This window comes from Ornithobacterium rhinotracheale DSM 15997 (assembly GCF_000265465.1).
GTDB lineage: Bacteria > Bacteroidota > Bacteroidia > Flavobacteriales > Weeksellaceae > Ornithobacterium > Ornithobacterium rhinotracheale.
Genome location: NC_018016.1, coordinates 1,827,801 through 1,844,512, shown reverse-complemented (window position 1 = coordinate 1,844,512; position 16,712 = coordinate 1,827,801). Strand labels below are relative to the sequence as shown.

At 36.5% G+C, this 16,712-nt stretch carries 16 protein-coding genes and 2 tRNA genes; 6 read left to right on the top strand and 12 right to left on the bottom strand.

Going from position 1 to position 16,712, the window contains the following annotated elements:
* Positions 1-271: 271 nt before the first annotated feature.
* From ORNRH_RS08850 to ORNRH_RS08840, 3 genes are all read left to right on the top strand, one after another.
* Positions 272-343, top strand: a tRNA-Glu gene (locus ORNRH_RS08850).
* Positions 344-390: 47 nt separating this feature from the next.
* Positions 391-642 (top strand): 30S ribosomal protein S20, encoded by a 252-nt coding sequence (gene rpsT, locus ORNRH_RS08845; RefSeq protein ID WP_014791510.1) that lies wholly within the window; start codon positions 391-393, stop codon positions 640-642.
* 17 nt (positions 643-659) lie between these two features.
* Positions 660-731 (top strand) — tRNA-Glu (locus ORNRH_RS08840).
* 230 nt (positions 732-961) lie between these two features.
* On the opposite strand, the gene yajC is transcribed toward ORNRH_RS08840, so the two are convergent.
* From yajC to nusB, 3 genes are read right to left on the bottom strand one after another with little or no spacing between them, the layout of a single operon-like run.
* The gene (gene yajC / locus ORNRH_RS08835; protein ID WP_014791509.1) at positions 962-1,264 is read right to left on the bottom strand and encodes a preprotein translocase subunit YajC; all 303 of its coding nucleotides are present in this window, start codon (positions 1,262-1,264) and stop codon (positions 962-964) included.
* 21 nt (positions 1,265-1,285) lie between these two features.
* Positions 1,286-1,798: a DUF1573 domain-containing protein gene (locus ORNRH_RS08830; protein ID WP_014791508.1), complete on the bottom strand. Its 513-nt coding sequence runs from the start codon at positions 1,796-1,798 to the stop codon at positions 1,286-1,288.
* A gap of 24 nt (positions 1,799-1,822) precedes the next feature.
* Positions 1,823-2,764, bottom strand: coding sequence for a transcription antitermination factor NusB (gene nusB / locus ORNRH_RS08825; protein ID WP_014791507.1), 942 nt, complete (start codon positions 2,762-2,764; stop codon positions 1,823-1,825).
* Positions 2,765-2,867: 103 nt separating this feature from the next.
* On the opposite strand from nusB, the gene ORNRH_RS08820 reads away from it, so the two are divergent.
* Positions 2,868-3,296, top strand: coding sequence for a GNAT family N-acetyltransferase (locus ORNRH_RS08820; protein ID WP_014791506.1), 429 nt, complete (start codon positions 2,868-2,870; stop codon positions 3,294-3,296).
* A 63-nt stretch (positions 3,297-3,359) separates the two neighbouring features.
* Here the strand turns inward: ORNRH_RS08820 and ORNRH_RS08815 are convergent, their stop codons facing one another.
* From ORNRH_RS08815 to ORNRH_RS08800, 4 genes are all read right to left on the bottom strand, one after another.
* Positions 3,360-3,947 (bottom strand): N-acetylmuramoyl-L-alanine amidase family protein, encoded by a 588-nt coding sequence (locus ORNRH_RS08815; protein WP_014791505.1) that lies wholly within the window; start codon positions 3,945-3,947, stop codon positions 3,360-3,362.
* 216 nt (positions 3,948-4,163) lie between these two features.
* Positions 4,164-4,514 (bottom strand): arsenate reductase family protein, encoded by a 351-nt coding sequence (locus ORNRH_RS08810; RefSeq protein WP_014791504.1) that lies wholly within the window; start codon positions 4,512-4,514, stop codon positions 4,164-4,166.
* A 10-nt stretch (positions 4,515-4,524) separates the two neighbouring features.
* Positions 4,525-6,195: a DUF6909 family protein gene (locus ORNRH_RS08805; RefSeq protein WP_014791503.1), complete on the bottom strand. Its 1,671-nt coding sequence runs from the start codon at positions 6,193-6,195 to the stop codon at positions 4,525-4,527.
* 4 nt (positions 6,196-6,199) lie between these two features.
* On the bottom strand, positions 6,200-6,778 hold the full coding sequence (locus tag ORNRH_RS08800) for a DUF3109 family protein (RefSeq protein ID WP_014791502.1): 579 nt from the start codon (positions 6,776-6,778) through the stop codon (positions 6,200-6,202).
* Positions 6,779-6,920: 142 nt separating this feature from the next.
* On the opposite strand from ORNRH_RS08800, the gene ORNRH_RS08795 reads away from it, so the two are divergent.
* Positions 6,921-7,604: an outer membrane beta-barrel protein gene (locus ORNRH_RS08795; protein ID WP_014791501.1), complete on the top strand. Its 684-nt coding sequence runs from the start codon at positions 6,921-6,923 to the stop codon at positions 7,602-7,604.
* Between the two features lie 71 nt (positions 7,605-7,675).
* On the opposite strand, the gene ORNRH_RS08790 is transcribed toward ORNRH_RS08795, so the two are convergent.
* The 5 genes from ORNRH_RS08790 to ORNRH_RS08770 all read right to left on the bottom strand — a co-directional run bounded on the left by ORNRH_RS08790 (position 7,676) and on the right by ORNRH_RS08770 (position 15,887).
* The gene (locus tag ORNRH_RS08790) at positions 7,676-8,200 is read right to left on the bottom strand and encodes a hypothetical protein (RefSeq protein WP_014791500.1); all 525 of its coding nucleotides are present in this window, start codon (positions 8,198-8,200) and stop codon (positions 7,676-7,678) included.
* A gap of 13 nt (positions 8,201-8,213) precedes the next feature.
* Positions 8,214-11,315, bottom strand: a complete 3,102-nt coding sequence (locus tag ORNRH_RS08785) for a carbohydrate binding domain-containing protein (RefSeq protein ID WP_014791499.1) — start codon at positions 11,313-11,315, stop codon at positions 8,214-8,216.
* A 122-nt stretch (positions 11,316-11,437) separates the two neighbouring features.
* The gene (locus ORNRH_RS08780) at positions 11,438-13,348 is read right to left on the bottom strand and encodes a LysM peptidoglycan-binding domain-containing protein (RefSeq protein ID WP_014791498.1); all 1,911 of its coding nucleotides are present in this window, start codon (positions 13,346-13,348) and stop codon (positions 11,438-11,440) included.
* Positions 13,349-13,380: 32 nt separating this feature from the next.
* The gene (bshC, locus tag ORNRH_RS08775; protein ID WP_014791497.1) at positions 13,381-14,976 is read right to left on the bottom strand and encodes a bacillithiol biosynthesis cysteine-adding enzyme BshC; all 1,596 of its coding nucleotides are present in this window, start codon (positions 14,974-14,976) and stop codon (positions 13,381-13,383) included.
* A gap of 14 nt (positions 14,977-14,990) precedes the next feature.
* Positions 14,991-15,887, bottom strand: coding sequence for a glycerophosphodiester phosphodiesterase family protein (locus tag ORNRH_RS08770; RefSeq protein WP_014791496.1), 897 nt, complete (start codon positions 15,885-15,887; stop codon positions 14,991-14,993).
* Positions 15,888-15,974: 87 nt separating this feature from the next.
* On the opposite strand from ORNRH_RS08770, the gene lptB reads away from it, so the two are divergent.
* Complete coding sequence (gene lptB, locus ORNRH_RS08765) at positions 15,975-16,706, top strand: LPS export ABC transporter ATP-binding protein (RefSeq protein WP_014791495.1); 732 nt, start codon at positions 15,975-15,977, stop codon at positions 16,704-16,706.
* The last annotated feature ends 6 nt before the right edge of the window (positions 16,707-16,712 follow it).

Sequence of the window (16,712 nt, the reverse complement as noted above, 5' to 3'; positions counted from 1 at the left end):
GCATCTTTTTTAACAAAAAAAGCCCCTTGATTTTAGTATCTTTTAACAAGGTTTAATCCTCTTTAACCGCACACCGATTATTTTCTAGAAAATTATTGAAGAAAAAATTTTTTAGTTTAAAAAATATTTCTACATTTGCACCCGCAAAACAGAAAAGCTGTCATTTCTCATTAAGACAAAATATTTTTTCAAGAAAAATTTGCAGAGAAAAAAAATAGTTTTATATTTGCAAACCATTTTGCAAGCTAAGTCTTGCAAAATGCAAATTGATGGCCCATTCGTCTAGTGGTTAGGACATCAGGTTTTCATCCTGGAAACAGGAGTTCGATTCTCCTATGGGCTACAATTTTTTTAATGAATTAAATAAAGAATTAAATTAAAAGACAATCTATGGCAAATCATAAGTCTGCATTAAAAAGAATTAGACAAACGCAAACTAGAAGATTGCGTAACAAATATTATCACACTACTATGAGAAACGCAGTGAGAGCTCTAAGAGCTGAGACTGATAAAGAGAAAGCTGTAGAAAGATTACCTCAAGTAGTTTCTATGATTGATAGAGTGGCTAAAAGAAACATTATCCACAAAAACAAAGCAGGGAACTTAAAAAGTAAACTAGCTAAACATATCAATTCTTTATAATTAAAGAATTAATATCTGGCCCATTCGTCTAGTGGTTAGGACATCAGGTTTTCATCCTGGAAACAGGAGTTCGATTCTCCTATGGGCTACAAGACTGCAACAATGTGTTGCGGTCTTTTTTTTTGTTTATAAACATTTTGATCTGAACTAATCATTATTATTTTCTTTTTCGATTTGTTTTAATTAGGAAAGCACATTGGACAATTTCATTTCCCACAGAGTAAATGTGCTTTTAATTGCTTTCATTTTTACTAGAGTGCATAAAAAATCCCTATCTTTAAAAGGACAGGGATTGTAAGTAATTAGAAAATTTCTGAATTTATTTTTTCTCTTCCTCTTTCGCAGCGTTTCCATAGCGAGCTGCTGTCAATTCTTGAGAGATTGCTGTTTTCTCAAATCTGATTTTTCCAGCGCCTGTTTCTACTGTTACAATATCTCCATTGATTTCTACCACTTTCCCATGGATTCCTGAGGTTGTAACAATTCTGGCTCCTCTATCTAGTGATTCTTGAAACTTTCTTTCTCTTTTTTGTTTTTGTACCTGCGGACGAATCATGAAGAAATACATGATTACAAACATTAATCCGAAAAATACCAAAGACATCATTCCGTCTCCTCCCATAATTTTATTTTTTAAGTTGTTTTATAAATTTGGTGCTGGTGCTACTGGAGCTACTTCTCTTTCTTTTCCTCCAACAACATTAGCTGTAATTTTAAATGTTTCTCTACCTTTTACAGTATTGGTAGTAAGCGTTACTTCTTTTGTTACCTTTCCGTTCACTTCAGGAGCTTTATACTTCACAGTAAGCTTGCCTTCGCCTCCTACTGGCACTGGCTCTTGATCATATTCTGGAACTGTGCAACCACAAGAAGCTTGTGCTTTTTTGATGATTAGAGGTCCTTTTCCTTCATTTTTAAATGTAATTACCTGCTCAGCTGTTTCGCCTGCTTTTACATCTCCAAAATCGTAAACCTCTTGTGCCAAAACTAAAGTAGGTGCAGTTGCAGGGTCTACTGTAGGTTCTTCCTCTTGCACTACGGCTGTATTTTCTACTGGTTGAGTCTCTAGCACTTGTTCTTGCTTAGTTTCTTTTTTACAAGAAACTACGGCTAAGCTGGCAAACAATGCTAAAGCTACTATTTTTACTCTCTTCATAATTAAATTTATTTTTTATCTTTTTTACATTAATCCTCTTGCACTTTTTCTAATTCTGCCTGCTTCGTTTAAATCCTTTGAAGCTTTATCCAAAATACCATTGATAAATGTGGCACTATTCAAGGTTGAATAGTTTTTAGCAATTTCCACATATTCGTTAATCGTAACCTTGGTAGGAATACTTGGGAAGTGCAAAAATTCCGCCAAAGCCATTTGGAGCATAATACGATCTAGCAATGCCATACGATCTAGCTCCCAATTGCTTGCCGTTTCTTCTATAATTTGCGTAAGCTCTCCCTCGTAACGAAGACTTTGTCTTACCAATTCTCTTGTGAAATCTAAATGAGACTCATCAAGCAATAACTTCAATAAATGTGTATTTTCATCACTCTTGGCTGTAAATGATCTCAATGTATTAAGCACCATTGTATTAGCCACGGCTAAATCATTTGACCAGTTTAGTTTTTTATCTTCTAAGAATGAGGCTACCTCCTCGCTTGGAGCTATAAATTTCTCGAACAAAACACAAGCGATCTTACTATGATCTTTAAAGCTCACTTCCTCCTGTGCCATGTAGTTTTTATACTCCTCTGATTCTATAAACTGGCGAAAAATTCTTTTAGGATACACATCTTCCACATCCCAGTTGAATTCTTTGTGATCTTCGCGAAACTCAATCAATTGTAGATTAACTTCCAATACCTTAAAAATCGGATTTTGAACAAATCTTCGGTTTGGATTTGCTTCCTCTGGCGTAGGAAAGTTTTTACTAAGACCTATTTCAATTTTTTGTTCGGCTTGATTTTTTATAGCTAGCGTAAGCTCTAGCAAGACCATGTATAGGGTTTCAATTTCTCTTACCCCTTTCACCATATTAATTTCTATACTCCTTGCATCATCGTTTCCTCGATAATAGGCATATAAGGTTTGCATTGCCTTGGCGCGTAATTGTCTTCTTCCTAACATTTATAGAACATATTTGGGTGCAAAAATAACACTTTGATTTGCATTTTCGGCGATTTTTGGGTTATAATTTTAATTTTTTGAAAGATAAATCTATTTTTGTGAGATGAGAAAAGTACTTTTTATCCCAGCCAAAACCACCTATCTCTTGCGAAACGAGATTTTACGCCCTGGCTTGCCCATAGAATCCGTGCATTTTGACGGAGATTTGGCGGCAGGCACATTTCATTTGGGCGTTTTTGTAGATGACACTCTTGCCTGCGTGGGAAGTTTTATGCTCTCTGAATTTAACGGAACGCCTGCTTACCAATTGCGCGGTATGGCAACACACGAAAAGTTTCAGCAACAGGGGCTTGGGCGTTTACTCATGGAAAAAGCCGAAAAAATCGTTTTTGCCAATGATATTAAATCCATTTGGTGCAATGCGCGTGAAATTGCTGTTCCTTTTTATACTAAATTAGGCTACCACACACACGGCGATTTTTTTATGATTGAAGGCGTAGGCAATCATGTGGTAATGGCTAAAGATTTATAACATAAAAAAGGCAAAAAACCGAATTTGTTTCTTGCCTTTCATTTTTTAGATTTCTTATTTTTTCTATGATTTAATAACGGATGCTATGGCTTCTGCGATTGCTGCTTGTCCGTTTTCTGAGCTTAAATTTGCTCGATCTGCCTCGTTGGTCAAAAAGCCCAATTCTACAATTACCGAAGGGCAATCAACTTGTCTTAAAAGTATAAAATTAGCATTTCCTAACTGAGCATCTTTAAAATAATCTGTGTTTTTAAATTTTTGCGCAAGGGCTTGAGATGCTTCGTGCTTTTTACCTTTTTTGCTTGTGTAGATGGTGCTACCATTGCGATTGGTATCTTTAGCACTATCCATATGCAACGAAATCACATAATCTGGGTTTAATTTCTGGATTTTTGCCACACGATCTGTAAGCGGAACAAATTTGTCTTCATCTCTTAATAAAACAATCTCTACCTCAGAATCTTTAAATAAATTCTGCACTTTCTTGGCAATGGCTAAGCTGATCGCTTTCTCGGCATTACTATCAACCACCACGCCGTGGTCATTTCCGCCATGACCTGCATCGATTACAACAATTTTTTTGTCGTATTGTGAAAACGACATACCTAATAGCAAAAGTGCTATGCCTAATACATTTAATACTTTTTTCATAATAATTTAATTTTAATCGTTTCAAAAATACAAATAATTCAATTTTGAAAACATAAAATTTCATTTTTTAATCTTTTTTAAGACTAAAAAATATACAAATTAATTATTTTAACAAATTAAAAAGAAAAAGCATTAAAAAACTTAATCAAGCAAATTTAGGTTAAAACTAAAAAAACCTTCAAAAAATATATTTTTTGAAGGTTTTTATTTCATTTCCTAAATCGGATATTTTTCTTGTAATTCCTTTTTGGTTTTAGGGCTGCTCCCCACCGAAATGTAGTCGCCATCTACAAGCACGGGACGCTGCAAAAAGGTGTAATCTTCTAGCAAATATTTTTTAAAATCGGCTTCTGATAGATTTTTATCTTTTAGCCCTAAACTTTTATATAATCTAGCGCGTTTGGAAAACAATTTTTCATAGCTCCCCGTCATCGCATACAATTCATTGAGTTGCTTTTCGCTTAGTGGATTTTGCTTAATATCCACCAATTCAAATCCTTGTGTGTCGATACTTTGCAATATTTTTTTGCAAGTGTCGCAAGTACTGAGATAGTAAATTCTTTTCATGGCTAAAGGTTTAATCTTTTAAAATCTGCTCGATGATTTTTTTGGTAATCAAATAAGTAGGTCGCACGCCTGTGAGCCCTAGCCCACCCGAAGCCAAAGTACTTCCTGTTTCCAGCGGATTATCCGACGCATAATAAGCATAACGCACCTTGATATCTGGCTGAATGTGCCCACGAATTTTGCTCGCAATTTGAATGGCTTTGTGGTAATGTGCCCCTTCCATCTCAAGCCCTACGCAACCCCAAGAGGTGTCTCGGAAGAAATGTAGCAAATCCTTGTTTTGCAGAGATGTACCAAGCACAGTGATCATCATTCCTTGGTACACGCCCAGCTCTTCGTTACAGAAGTCTGAGAAAGTTAATTCATTATGGAAAGGATAATTATCGGCTGTCCCCTCAAATACATGCGAAGTCGGCACAATGATATCCCCTTTCTGCCCTTCTAGAATTCCAGCTTTTCCCATGATTGAAATACTTTCCACCTTCATGTGCGTGCGAGTTTCGTGTGCTTTGTAAGGTTTCAGCAACTCGTCCATTACTTCAAAGGCTTGCTCCCCAAAGGCATAATCCATGACAAGTAGCACGGCGTCTTTTGATTTAAATTCAGAAAAAGCGGTTTCTTTTAAATTCAAATTCTGTAAATCAATGATTTGAACATTGATATTTGCACCCGAAGTGTCTTCGATTTTTAACATTCCTGCTTTGGTGGCATATTCGTTTACTTTTTCACGCAAGGCTTTGTGATGCTTGCTCGAAAGTTTTTCGTACACGCTGAATTTTTCTTCTTCTACATAAGTTTCGCCCAAAGCATGATGCGCAAAAAGCATATTCATCACACTGTGCATATTGGAGCTGATGATATGCAGTGGCCGGTGAATTAAATTATTGTCGTATAATACTTTTTTAATCTGGTTTGCCCACTTTTCGCCCGTTGCATGATGACCAATTTGAGAAATCAAAGTGGCTGTAAATGCGATTTCTCGGTGAATTTCGCCCAAAGCATCTAATTGACTTAATCTCCCCATCCAATACACCACATGGAACAATCTGTCTGGCTTATTGGGCGTAGAGAAAGATTCATGCGCTCGGTATACTTCCTCGTAGGTGCGCCCCAAAATATCGGAAAGATGCATCAAAGCCACAGCTCGTGCTTTATCGGTCACGGGCTCTTGGCTAAAGATAAATTCCTCCAACTTCTGCCACAGACGATTAGGCTTTTTAAGATTTGTGCCTATGGCTTTATCTCTGATTTTATCCGCCTCGTGATAAAAGAAAGTGAGGTGCGTGAGCACATCATAAATCTCGCTTCGTCCGCGAGAAACCTCAATATTCATTTGCTCCTCATCGATTCGGTAGCAATTGCGACGACGCTTGGCTGGGACAATTACCTCAAAAGTGGCATCGTTATATCCCTCTGCCGCAGTGAGGTTGATGTATGCACACTCCTCGATGCCTTGTGGCAAGCGATCGAGCACATAATTCAGCCCGTCGAGTTCTACTTTGTTGGGATCCGAAATAGAGCCATAAATTTCGGGATTTAATCGGAGTAACAAATCGCGCAAGGCGTTTCCAGAATTGCCACTCACTCTGAACGAGCCTCGATAAAACAAATGGCGCATGGTGATGTATAAACGCTCGATGGCTTCGGTAGATTTTCTAGCTAAAGGTGAATTTGTTACCATAGGATTAAAATAATTTATTGTTTTGTAATTCTTTTTGTGCAATCATAAGCTGCTCGTACCAAGCTTCGCCAAATTTTCTGATTAAGGCTTCTTTAGCAAATTCGGCAACCGTAACGCCTAATTCCTTGCCCAATACGCAGGCATCTTTACAAATGTCCCAAGCATGATAGTTCACGGCACTAAAGCTTTTGTATTTATTGACACGAATGGGGTATAAATGGCACGAAATCGGTTTTTTGTAATCAATAGCTCCCTCGGAATGTGCTTTTTCTATGGCACAACGCGTGCCTCCATTTTCAAAAATCACATAGGCACACTCGGCATTGTTTACAAGTGGGGTTACCCAATCATCTTCAAAATCTTTGACATACTTGCCTTGTTCCTCAGTGGCTTGAATACCCTCGGCTCTCATGTAAGGTTTTACTTTTTCGTAGATTTCATCTAAAATAGGCAACTCCTCCTCTTCCAGCGGAGCTCCGCTATCGCCCTCCACACAACAGATTCCCTTACAAGCTTTTAGATTACAAACAAATTCTTTTCTTAGTACATCGGTACTGATTACGGTATAGTCAATCTGAATCATATCGCAAAGATAAGATTTTTTAATGCTCGTGAAATTTATTTTTAATTATAGATTTATTTAATCTCTTAAAAAAGTGAGAACGAATTACGAATTAAACGATTTTTTATCAATATATTTACAGCATAAACAATATCACTAAAACATGAAAAAATTATCATTTTTGGTATTATTATGCGCAGGAGCACTAAGCCAAGCACAACAACAAACGCCTTTTAACGATTACTGGAAAGTAGGATTGGGCGTAGGAACAAGTAACTATTTCGCATCAAACGAAACGGACCAATTTTTAAAATTAAAAAATACGCAAACCATTAATGTGGGAATTGATTGGAATGCTTATCAGTTTAATAATTACAATATAAAAACTGGATTGTATTTATATATTTCTAATGACAAAGAAAATAATAAATACGAAGCAAAAAGAAAGTTTGATAAATATGCAATTCCAATTTCTATTGAAAGATATTTTCCTGTTGAAAAAAATTACTTAGTCGTAGGGGCAGGGTTCAATAATATTATTGGAACAACTGGTGAAAATGGAGAATACGATGAGAGCTTCACGCTACCAAATGGTAAAAAAGGAAAATTACATGGAATTAGTAAGGGCGCAAATTTCTCTTCTTCTTTTATGCTAAATGTGGGATACAGCATTCCTACCAATGTGGGATTATTTGCCTTAAATGTTGAAGGAGGATTAGGTTTAGTCACGCCATATAAAGCGGAAATAAAATTTGATAATGACTCAAAAACTTACACCAATAAGTTTACCAATAACTACATTGGTGCTGGGATTAAATTCTACCCTAAACGAAAAAATGCTAAATAATCGTATTTCTTATAGCTAAAAAAAGTCCGTTTCAAGATTGAAACGGACTTTTTTGTTTTGGTTACTTTTTATTATTGTTTCTTATTCCAAAAGAACCAATATTCTCCATTGAATATAGCTAGTGATTTGCTTTTCTTGTCATAAGCTATCGTTCCTGCTTCTGGATTGTTAATATCTACAGTAACATCATTTACTTGAGGTAATAAAAGTGCTTTATTATCAGATTCAAGCTTTAATACCGCAGGCACACTTGTGTTTAAAGGTGCTGAATCCGAAATTATTGCACCTTCTCCTTTTTCTTCTTCGGTAGGAATAACAACTTCTCCTGAATTACTATCCGTCATATCTACCCAAGAATCGTTACTTTTATACTTAACCTTTTTATCATTGTAAACGATAGTTCCTGCAACACTTTGTGCATCTGGTTCTGCAACAATAGGTAATATAATTCCTTTGGCTACGCCTCCACTATCTCTTTGATCATTAAATTCAAGTATTGATCCTTCACTTTTAAAAGTAGTCTTCTCTATTGCCACTTGAGCATTTAAACCTACCCCTAAAAACAGTAATGTAATGATTATATTTCTTTTTTTCATTTTTCTTTATTTTTTATTCGTTACAACCTTGTGACAAACAACTCCATTCGTTATCTGTATACATTTTTAAACAGTTATCTGTTGTACTCCACACTAGCATTCCCTCTAATGGATTTTTCACAGATTTTATTTGTTCATTTGTAAGTCTAGTAATCACAAATCCCTTATTTTTAGATTCCATTTTTATAAATCCATTTTTCGATTTATTTACCCAATCATTATTTGTCTGCAAAGTGGAAATTAAAACTAAAGTAGGGTTTACTCCTTCACCACTCGCTGGAGATTTAAAACATTTTACTTTACCGCCTCCACAATTTACAAACACATTGGTGTCTTTTCCACTTACTTCTGCTTGACATTTCATGTAATCTTGTACATCAATAAGCTTAAAGGCATAAGTACCTGTAGTTGCATTTTCTTCTATTGTAACAGAATCCTCTCCGCTATTTGTTTTTGCAGTTTTTCGTTCGCCATTTATTGAATAAGTAAATGTGTATGGAGATGCTCCATTTTTACCAGTTAAAGTAATCTTCACTTTTTGATTTGAACAATCCTTGATGATTGTATGTTCTGCACTTATCTCTCCATCAAGTTTAGCTGCTACGGTAATAGTGGCTGTTCCTGCCTCAGGGCTTTCTAAGCCAGATTTATCTCTCCATTTATACTTAAACTCAAGGTTATATTCTTTTGAGGTATCTGTAATCTTATATTTTAACTTACTTGGCTCATAATTTTGAATCTCTTTTTGAGAATCTATTTTCTCCCCATTATACAAAAGCTCACCTCCAGGTGTAGTTTCCACAGATGATATAATTACCGTTTGTCCTTTACCTTCGTTAAAGTTTTCATCCCCACTAACACCTACTAAATCAGGAACTACATAATCTACATTATCATCTGAATGACAAAATCTTTGCCCAACATCTCCAGCTATAGGTCTCACTCCTATACCAAAGTTCACCACGGCAGTACCATTTGAAGAAAGATTAAATTTAGATGATTCTGTACCTACTTTTGTATTGATATTTCCACCATTCACTGTTTCTCCAGTATATGCGTAAATCTGTCCTATTGTCAAATCAGAAGCAGGAGTTCCTATCTCTGGTTTTTTATCTGATAACACTACATAATAGCCATTAGCAGGAGTAGCAAAAATAGAATAAGTACCAGGACCTTTCTCGCTACCATCTGGTGTTACCTTTTGAGAATTCACAACTCGTCCCGCATTATCTAATAGTACGGCATACAAACCTCCACTAAAAGGCTTTCCTGAATTTATACCATTAGAATTTCCATCGTAATCATTATACACAGTACCTGTTACTTTTGAACAATTACCAGAATTTACTGTAAACGCTGTTGCTGTTTCTGATTTACAACCAGAACAATCTGATATGGTTTGCATATAATAAGTACCTGGCCCTACTTCTATCTTCCCATTCTCTCCCTGAGGAATAGCATTCTTCATTTCTTGATCATAATACCATATGTATCTTAAACCATCTTTCGCTTGAGGCGTAGCATCATTTAAGTCATATACTCCTGTAACACAATCTACAGATGAACTTTTTGTAGTCAATTCTGTTTTCAAAGGATTTATACCTTTTGATACCAAACCAAAATTACCAAAATACGGAATGGCACCTTGATTTACCTCTATCTCAATTTTTCTATCTTTAACCTCGTCCATGTTAAGGTCTACTTCCAAATGATAAAATTTTTCTTTTTGGAGAACACTAGATCTACTATAGTCTCCAGCAAGAGCATTAGGTAAATCATTAGTAGATGGCGTGTATGGCTTATTATCTATTTCAAAATTAGAGGCTACTTTATAGTTTACAGTATGTACAGCTACCTCATCTGGATCCCATCCTCTATTTTTTATACCAATTTTAAATATTTGTACTCCTCCTACTTTAAAAATTACATTTCTATTCTGTCCAACCCATGAAAAAATTGACATCGCAAAATCAAATGAAAGTCTATACTTCACACCACTACAAATATCGATTTCTTGAGAAAGTTTTGCTAGAGTGTTATTTCCTGAATCTAATCCTAAAACAGAACTAGCTCCATAGTAGTTACCTACAGAAATAGCTGTATACTCTCCAGGTGTAAAACTCCAATTAGGAATTGAAATAACTTTCTGTGCCACATTCATTTTTGAATTCCCTCCATTTCGATTATTACTCAACACTGGATTTTCAAAATTTCCATTCTTAATAATATTTGCACCACATCCTTTTCCATAGACATTGATATAGGTTTTAGGACCTTCGCACCCATTAGAAGCAAACACCGCATAATAAGATCCTGCAGATGCTTCATTGATACTATTTACCAGCACTCCGTTAGAGGTATACCATTTAACTTCGTAGTTAGCTTTATTGGTAATATCTATCGATCCTAAATCGAACTTATTATTCTCTCCTACGGTATATTCTTTTTTATTTATCTCTGGTTTTGGAATAGCTTCATACACCTCCACATCATCTAACATAACTTGGCGAAGTATTCCAGAAGATCTTTCATAAGTAAATTTTAAGTCTTTTTCCCCACCTTGATAGTTAGGTAAATACAACATTACTTCGTGCCAAATATTATTAGAAACCTGCTGTGGTGGGGTTACTGTAGAACCATTCACATTGTTAATATCAAATCTCTTCTCTGAAAGATACTCTCTATTAAGTGTTGCCTCCACTCCAGGCTCCACGGTCATGTAAGCTTGTGCCCATCCTCCATTTTCTTTAAAAGTTACTAATTTTTGATCTCCTATACTTACCGTATAATTAAAAGGTCCTGTCCCCGAAGTATTGAATCTAAACTTTATAAGCTTCGCTCCTTTCTCCTTTAATTCCATTTTTACAGGAGAAGCTGTATACTTACCTATACGATTGATTATAATATAATCTCCATAGATTAGCGTTTTAGCTTTCTTCCATCCATGTTTATTCCCTGGAGGGGTAAACACCCAATCCGGGACACTTGTTTCATTATTAGTGGCTCCACTAAATGTTCCATTAGAAACCAAATTCGGACCACATGTACTATATTCTGACTGCGCATTGACAGACAAAACAAGCATCATTAGTAACAATAATAAATTTTTCTTCATATATAATTAATTTAAAATCTGCAACAAAGATAACGTATTTTTCACAACAAGTTATATTTTTTTTTATAAAAAAAAGCGACTAACTTATTAGTCGCCTTTTATTTACATTTCCTGAGCCATTCTTAATTCAATCGGATTACCCTAATCTCTTTGTTGATTTTGGCTTTTCCGTTTTCTGCTTTATCATAACCAAATTTGGACGACAATCTAGTTTCTGATCGCTTAGCATCGGTTATTTTTCCGTTTTTATCCATACGGTCTACCACATCATACACCACATCATATCCTATCGCCATGTATTTGGTAGGTTTCTCGCAATATTTATCTTCAAAAGCTTGCAATATTCTTTTTTCATTAGCTCCATAACTATTAATCATGCGAGATGAAGTGTAAGTGAATCCTATTTTCTTAAGTGCTTCTACATTTCTGGCATTGCTAGCATCAAAAACATCTAAAGCTGTTACAAAATATAAACTAAATCCTGTGATGTCTTCTGGCGATTGGCTCGTGATTGTTTTCACAAACTGATTTCCTAGCCAATTATTTTCTGATGCCAATATGGCAATTTCTGGCTGAAATTTAATCACTTCTGCCACTCCTCCATTATTTGATTGCACACTTTTCTTTTCTTCTACTAGTGCCAAATTATCTGGACTGTAAACAATTTCTATATTTGCTTTCTTTAAATTATCGGCTAGTTCTGCACTTAGATAATCGGCTATTTTTTGTTCTTCTTTTGTGGTTAAAATCTTGATTTTCTCTCCTCGGTATTTCTTCACTATTTCTGCCACCAATATATCTGCAGCGTGCTCATCTCTCGGAGTTGCCATATACATATTGCTATAGGCACTTAACCTATCTGAACTCACTACTGGCGAAAAAACAGGAATTCCTTTTTTCTCTAATCGCTGAGCTGTAAACTCCAACATGTCTTGATAAAAAGGTCCTATAATGGCGTCATACTTATCTATCTCTGGCGAATTGTAAAATGAACTTAAAATCGCGGGATCGTTCTGAGCATCTACTATTTTAATATTGATTTTTTTCCCACTTTTAATCAATTCATCTAACGCTACTCTTGCTCCTTTGTAAAAATCCTGAGCCACTTTACGCTCTCCTGTATAATGTTCAGGAGCATTTAGGTAAAATGGCAACATCAGAGCCAAATTAATCTCTCCATCTTTTTCCGCTTGCACAGATTTCACGCTTTCTTTTTGATTGCTCACCTCTGCATAAGTTTTGATATTTGCACCTTTCTGCACTGGTACCAAAATCACCATTCCTGGCTGCAAATCTTTTAAATCTGGATTGTTTTCCAATAGCTCTTCTAGCGTAATATCGTATTTAGCTAAAATAGAAAATACTGTTTCGTTCTTGCCTACTTTGTATTTAAACCAATTCTTTTCAATGGTCACTTTATTTGCTGTGTGAGTATCTGGAATCCTTATATAGCTCCCTGCTCGCAAACCTTCTACTTGCACTTTTTTATTAGCCGCATAAATATCTGCCTCGCTCACGCCATTGGCTTGCGCAATGCTATACACGGTGTCTCCCGCTTTTACATGATAGAGCCCCTCCACCGTAGGTTTTGAGCTAGTAACACTCGGCGAATCTTTTTTAGGCACTCTCACCACATCGCCCACTTGCAGTCCTCTTTCTTTAATAAAAGGGTTTAAGCTATTAATGGTTTCTTGCGAAACTTTATATTTTTTAGCCAAACGATAGACACTTTCCTTGGGTTTTATGACTATGTAGTAAAAGTTTTCGTCCTCTGAATCTTGTACAAGCACTGTCTCTTGCACTTCTAAAACATCCGTTTTGGCATTATTTTTAGAAGGAATTACTAGCACATCGCCCACTTGCAAACCTCTACTGTTTAGAAAAGGATTGGCATTCTTCAATTGCTGCTGTGTAACTCCATATTTTTTACTAATTCCATAAATGGTTTCTTTGGGTTGCACGCTGTGTTTCATTTCTTGGGCAAATGCCAAAGACATAAATGCTAACGACAGACTGACAAAGAATTTCTTCATATTTCTATAACTTTTAAGCAAAAGTACAACTTTTATTTTTGTTGTATGCCTTTGATGTTTAATATTATAAATTTATTCTCCAGCTGGAGCAATCCTTTGTAAATTTCTTGGATAAACTCCTGCCCCTGCTCCACATAAAATTGAATAAAATTGATGCGACGCTCTTGCCAAGTTCCATTGGGGAACATAAAATTGAACAATTGCTCGATGCGTTGCACCTTATCATTCATTTTAATTCTTTCGGCTTTGAGCAAACGCTTACGCATTTTTTTGTAGCCTTTAATTTGTCTAGCCTCCTGAGCTTTAAGCATTTGAGCAAAGCTTACATCAGTTTTTTGAGCCAAAGCATGGGCTTTTTCAAAATTCGATTTTAGCACATTTTTTAAAGCTTCTAATTCCTCGATTAAATCTGAATTTTCTTCCACCAAATGCCTTGTAAACTCGTGCATCGGCTCAAACATATTATGCTCGTTTAATCCTAAATTCTCCGCTTTTCTGGCTAAATTTTCAGGCAAAACCAATGCCGAATTTCTCACAACCAACATCGGGAAAATCACGCCATAGTGTGCAAAAACCTCTTTTAATTGTAGCCAATACGCAATTTCTCCACCACCTCCAATGTAGGCAACATTCGGCAAAATCACTTCTTGATACATCGGGCGCAAAATCACATTTGGACTGAATTTTTCTGGTGTTTTGTGCAGAATCTGTGAAAATTCATCTTGGCTAAATTTCTGTTGCGAATCCACCAAAACAAATTCTTCTCCCTCACGCTCAATGCGTTCTCTTTTATTTTCACTTAAATAAAACAGATTGATTTCTCGTGCATAGGCTTGATTTTTATACTCGCTCAACTTTTCGTTGGTAGCCTGCACCAGCGATTGGCTCGGATTTTCAAGCAATTCTTGCTCAAAATACGGAATCATTAATTTTTTTAATTCATGCGAATCGGCATCTAGAATCAAAATCCCATATTCGCCCAAAAGTTCCTGCACAAGCACGCGCGTCGCCTCTGCCAGAGTACGCCCTGAGGCATAAGCTTTTTCCAACATCGCAATCACTTCTTCAGAAAATCGATTTGGGGGCAATTTTTCTTTTAACGCTGAAATCACCGCCTCCATTCCCGAGGTATCCAATCGCCCAACGGCTCCGCCCACTTGCTCCTTGTGGCAAGTATATTTTTGGTTATAGAGATTAAAATGGTCTATTTCGTCCCAATCGTGGTCTTCGGTTGCCATCCAATAAATGGGCACAAAATTCCATTTTTGTTGTTTTTGATTAAGCTCATCGCTCAGCTTAACCACATGCATGATTTTGTATAAAAAGTATAGCGGTCCCGTGGCTATGTTTAGCTGGTGCCCCGTAGTTACCGTAAGTGTATTTTCTTGGGCTAAAAGGGCTAAATTTTCTTTTTGTTTTGGGCTTAAATTTAGCCCCTCGTGTTGCTTTTGGAGTTCGGCAAAGAGCACTTTGCGGTGCGTGTAGTTTTGAGCCTTTTCCTCGGCTTGGGCTACATAGTTTTCAAAACTTGGAAAACGATGATATGCAAATTTCAGCGAATCTTTTTGACTCAAATAATCTTTGATAATTGCTGAAACGCTGGTATCTTTTAAATCTATATTTTTCATTGTTTTTCTTCGGCTTAGTGAAAGACACGATATACCTCGAGCGGACGATCGGTTGAAAAGATATTCACGCCCTCTTTGTGCCATTTTTTGTATAAATCATCGCCTTTGGCTTCGGCGCTTTTATCTAAGTTTCCTAGAGTTCCCAAATTCACAGGAATTCCTAATTCTTCAAGATTTTTGTACAATTGTTTAGATGAAAGTTTGGTTCCCGTAAAAGCCACCATTTTATCATGCGGAATGTTGGTCGCCAAAATCCAATCAAGCTCCTGCTGGTTTCGCGCAGAAACCGAAATCATCATTTCTGGAGCCAATTTGTGTAATTTTTCGGCTTGTGCCACGCTATATGAGATCAGTGCCACTTGGTCTTGCATATCGGCATCACGAATTTCCTTGATCACTTTTTGGTATGAAACGCCTTTTTTAAAATCAATCATAAAATAAGCGTGCTCCTTTTTCCCCCAAGCAAGCACATCTTTTAAAAATGGCATTTTATAAGTTGTTGCATTGCCAAAATCGTCTACCAAATTCACTTGGCGCAATTCTGCTGCTGTTTTCCCCTCGAGTGAGCCCGTTCCTGTGGTGGTGCGCTCAAAATGGTCATCGTGCATCAAAAGCAATTGATGGTCTGAGGATTCTGTGATATCTATTTCAAAAAGATTTACGCCATAGTCTCTTAAATACTGCATGGTTTCTAAGCAGTTTTCGGGATAATTTTTCAATCCGCTACCACCTCGGTGCGCAGAAATTAAAACTTGGTCGCTATGAAAATAATCGCTAGTAGAAGTAACTGGTTCTGTGGCTATTTCTTCTTTTTGCTTGGAAGGGTTGCACGACCAAATCAACCATAAAAAAAGGCTTAATAACAGAAATGTTTTATTTTTCATAGGCACAAAGTTAATGATTTGTATCATTCTTAAATGTAAATTTCTTCTTTTCTTTTTAAAAAGTGGGTATATTTTAAATTTAGTTATCTTTGTGCATAATTTATTGGACAAAAAATGATTTTACGAGGCGAACATTTAATCAAAAGTTACGGAAAGAAAAATGTGGTAAAAGATGTTTCTCTTGAAGTAAAACAGGGCGAAATCATCGGACTTCTGGGTCCCAATGGTGCTGGCAAGACCACTACTTTCTACATGATTGTAGGGCTGATAAAACCTACCGAGGGTAAGGTTTTTCTAGACAAAGATGATATTACCAAAAACGCCATGTACCGCCGTGCGCAAAAGGGAATTGGCTACTTGGCGCAGGAAGCTTCTGTTTTTAGAAAACTTACGGTGGAAGACAACATCATGGGTGTTTTGCAAATGGTAAACGGACTTTCTAGCAAGGAGCGCAAACAAAAATGTGACGAACTCATCGAAGAGTTTGGGCTGGAGCATGTACGCAAAAACCGCGGAGATTTGCTTTCTGGAGGGGAGCGTCGCCGTTGCGAAATTGCGCGTGCCTTGGCTGTAAATCCAAAATTTATTTTGCTCGATGAGCCGTTTGCGGGAGTAGACCCCATTGCGGTAGAAGACATTCAGAAAATCGTTCGCTCGCTCGTAAAGAAAGATATCGGAATCCTCATTACCGACCACAATGTGCAACAAACGCTCGCCATTACCGACAAGACTTACATCATGTTTGAAGGGCGTATCCTAAAAGAAGGCTCTCCCGAAGAGCTTGCCGATGATCCAGATGTGCGCCGCGTGTACCTTGGAGAAAACTTTAGACTCGAAAAAATTTAATTTTTA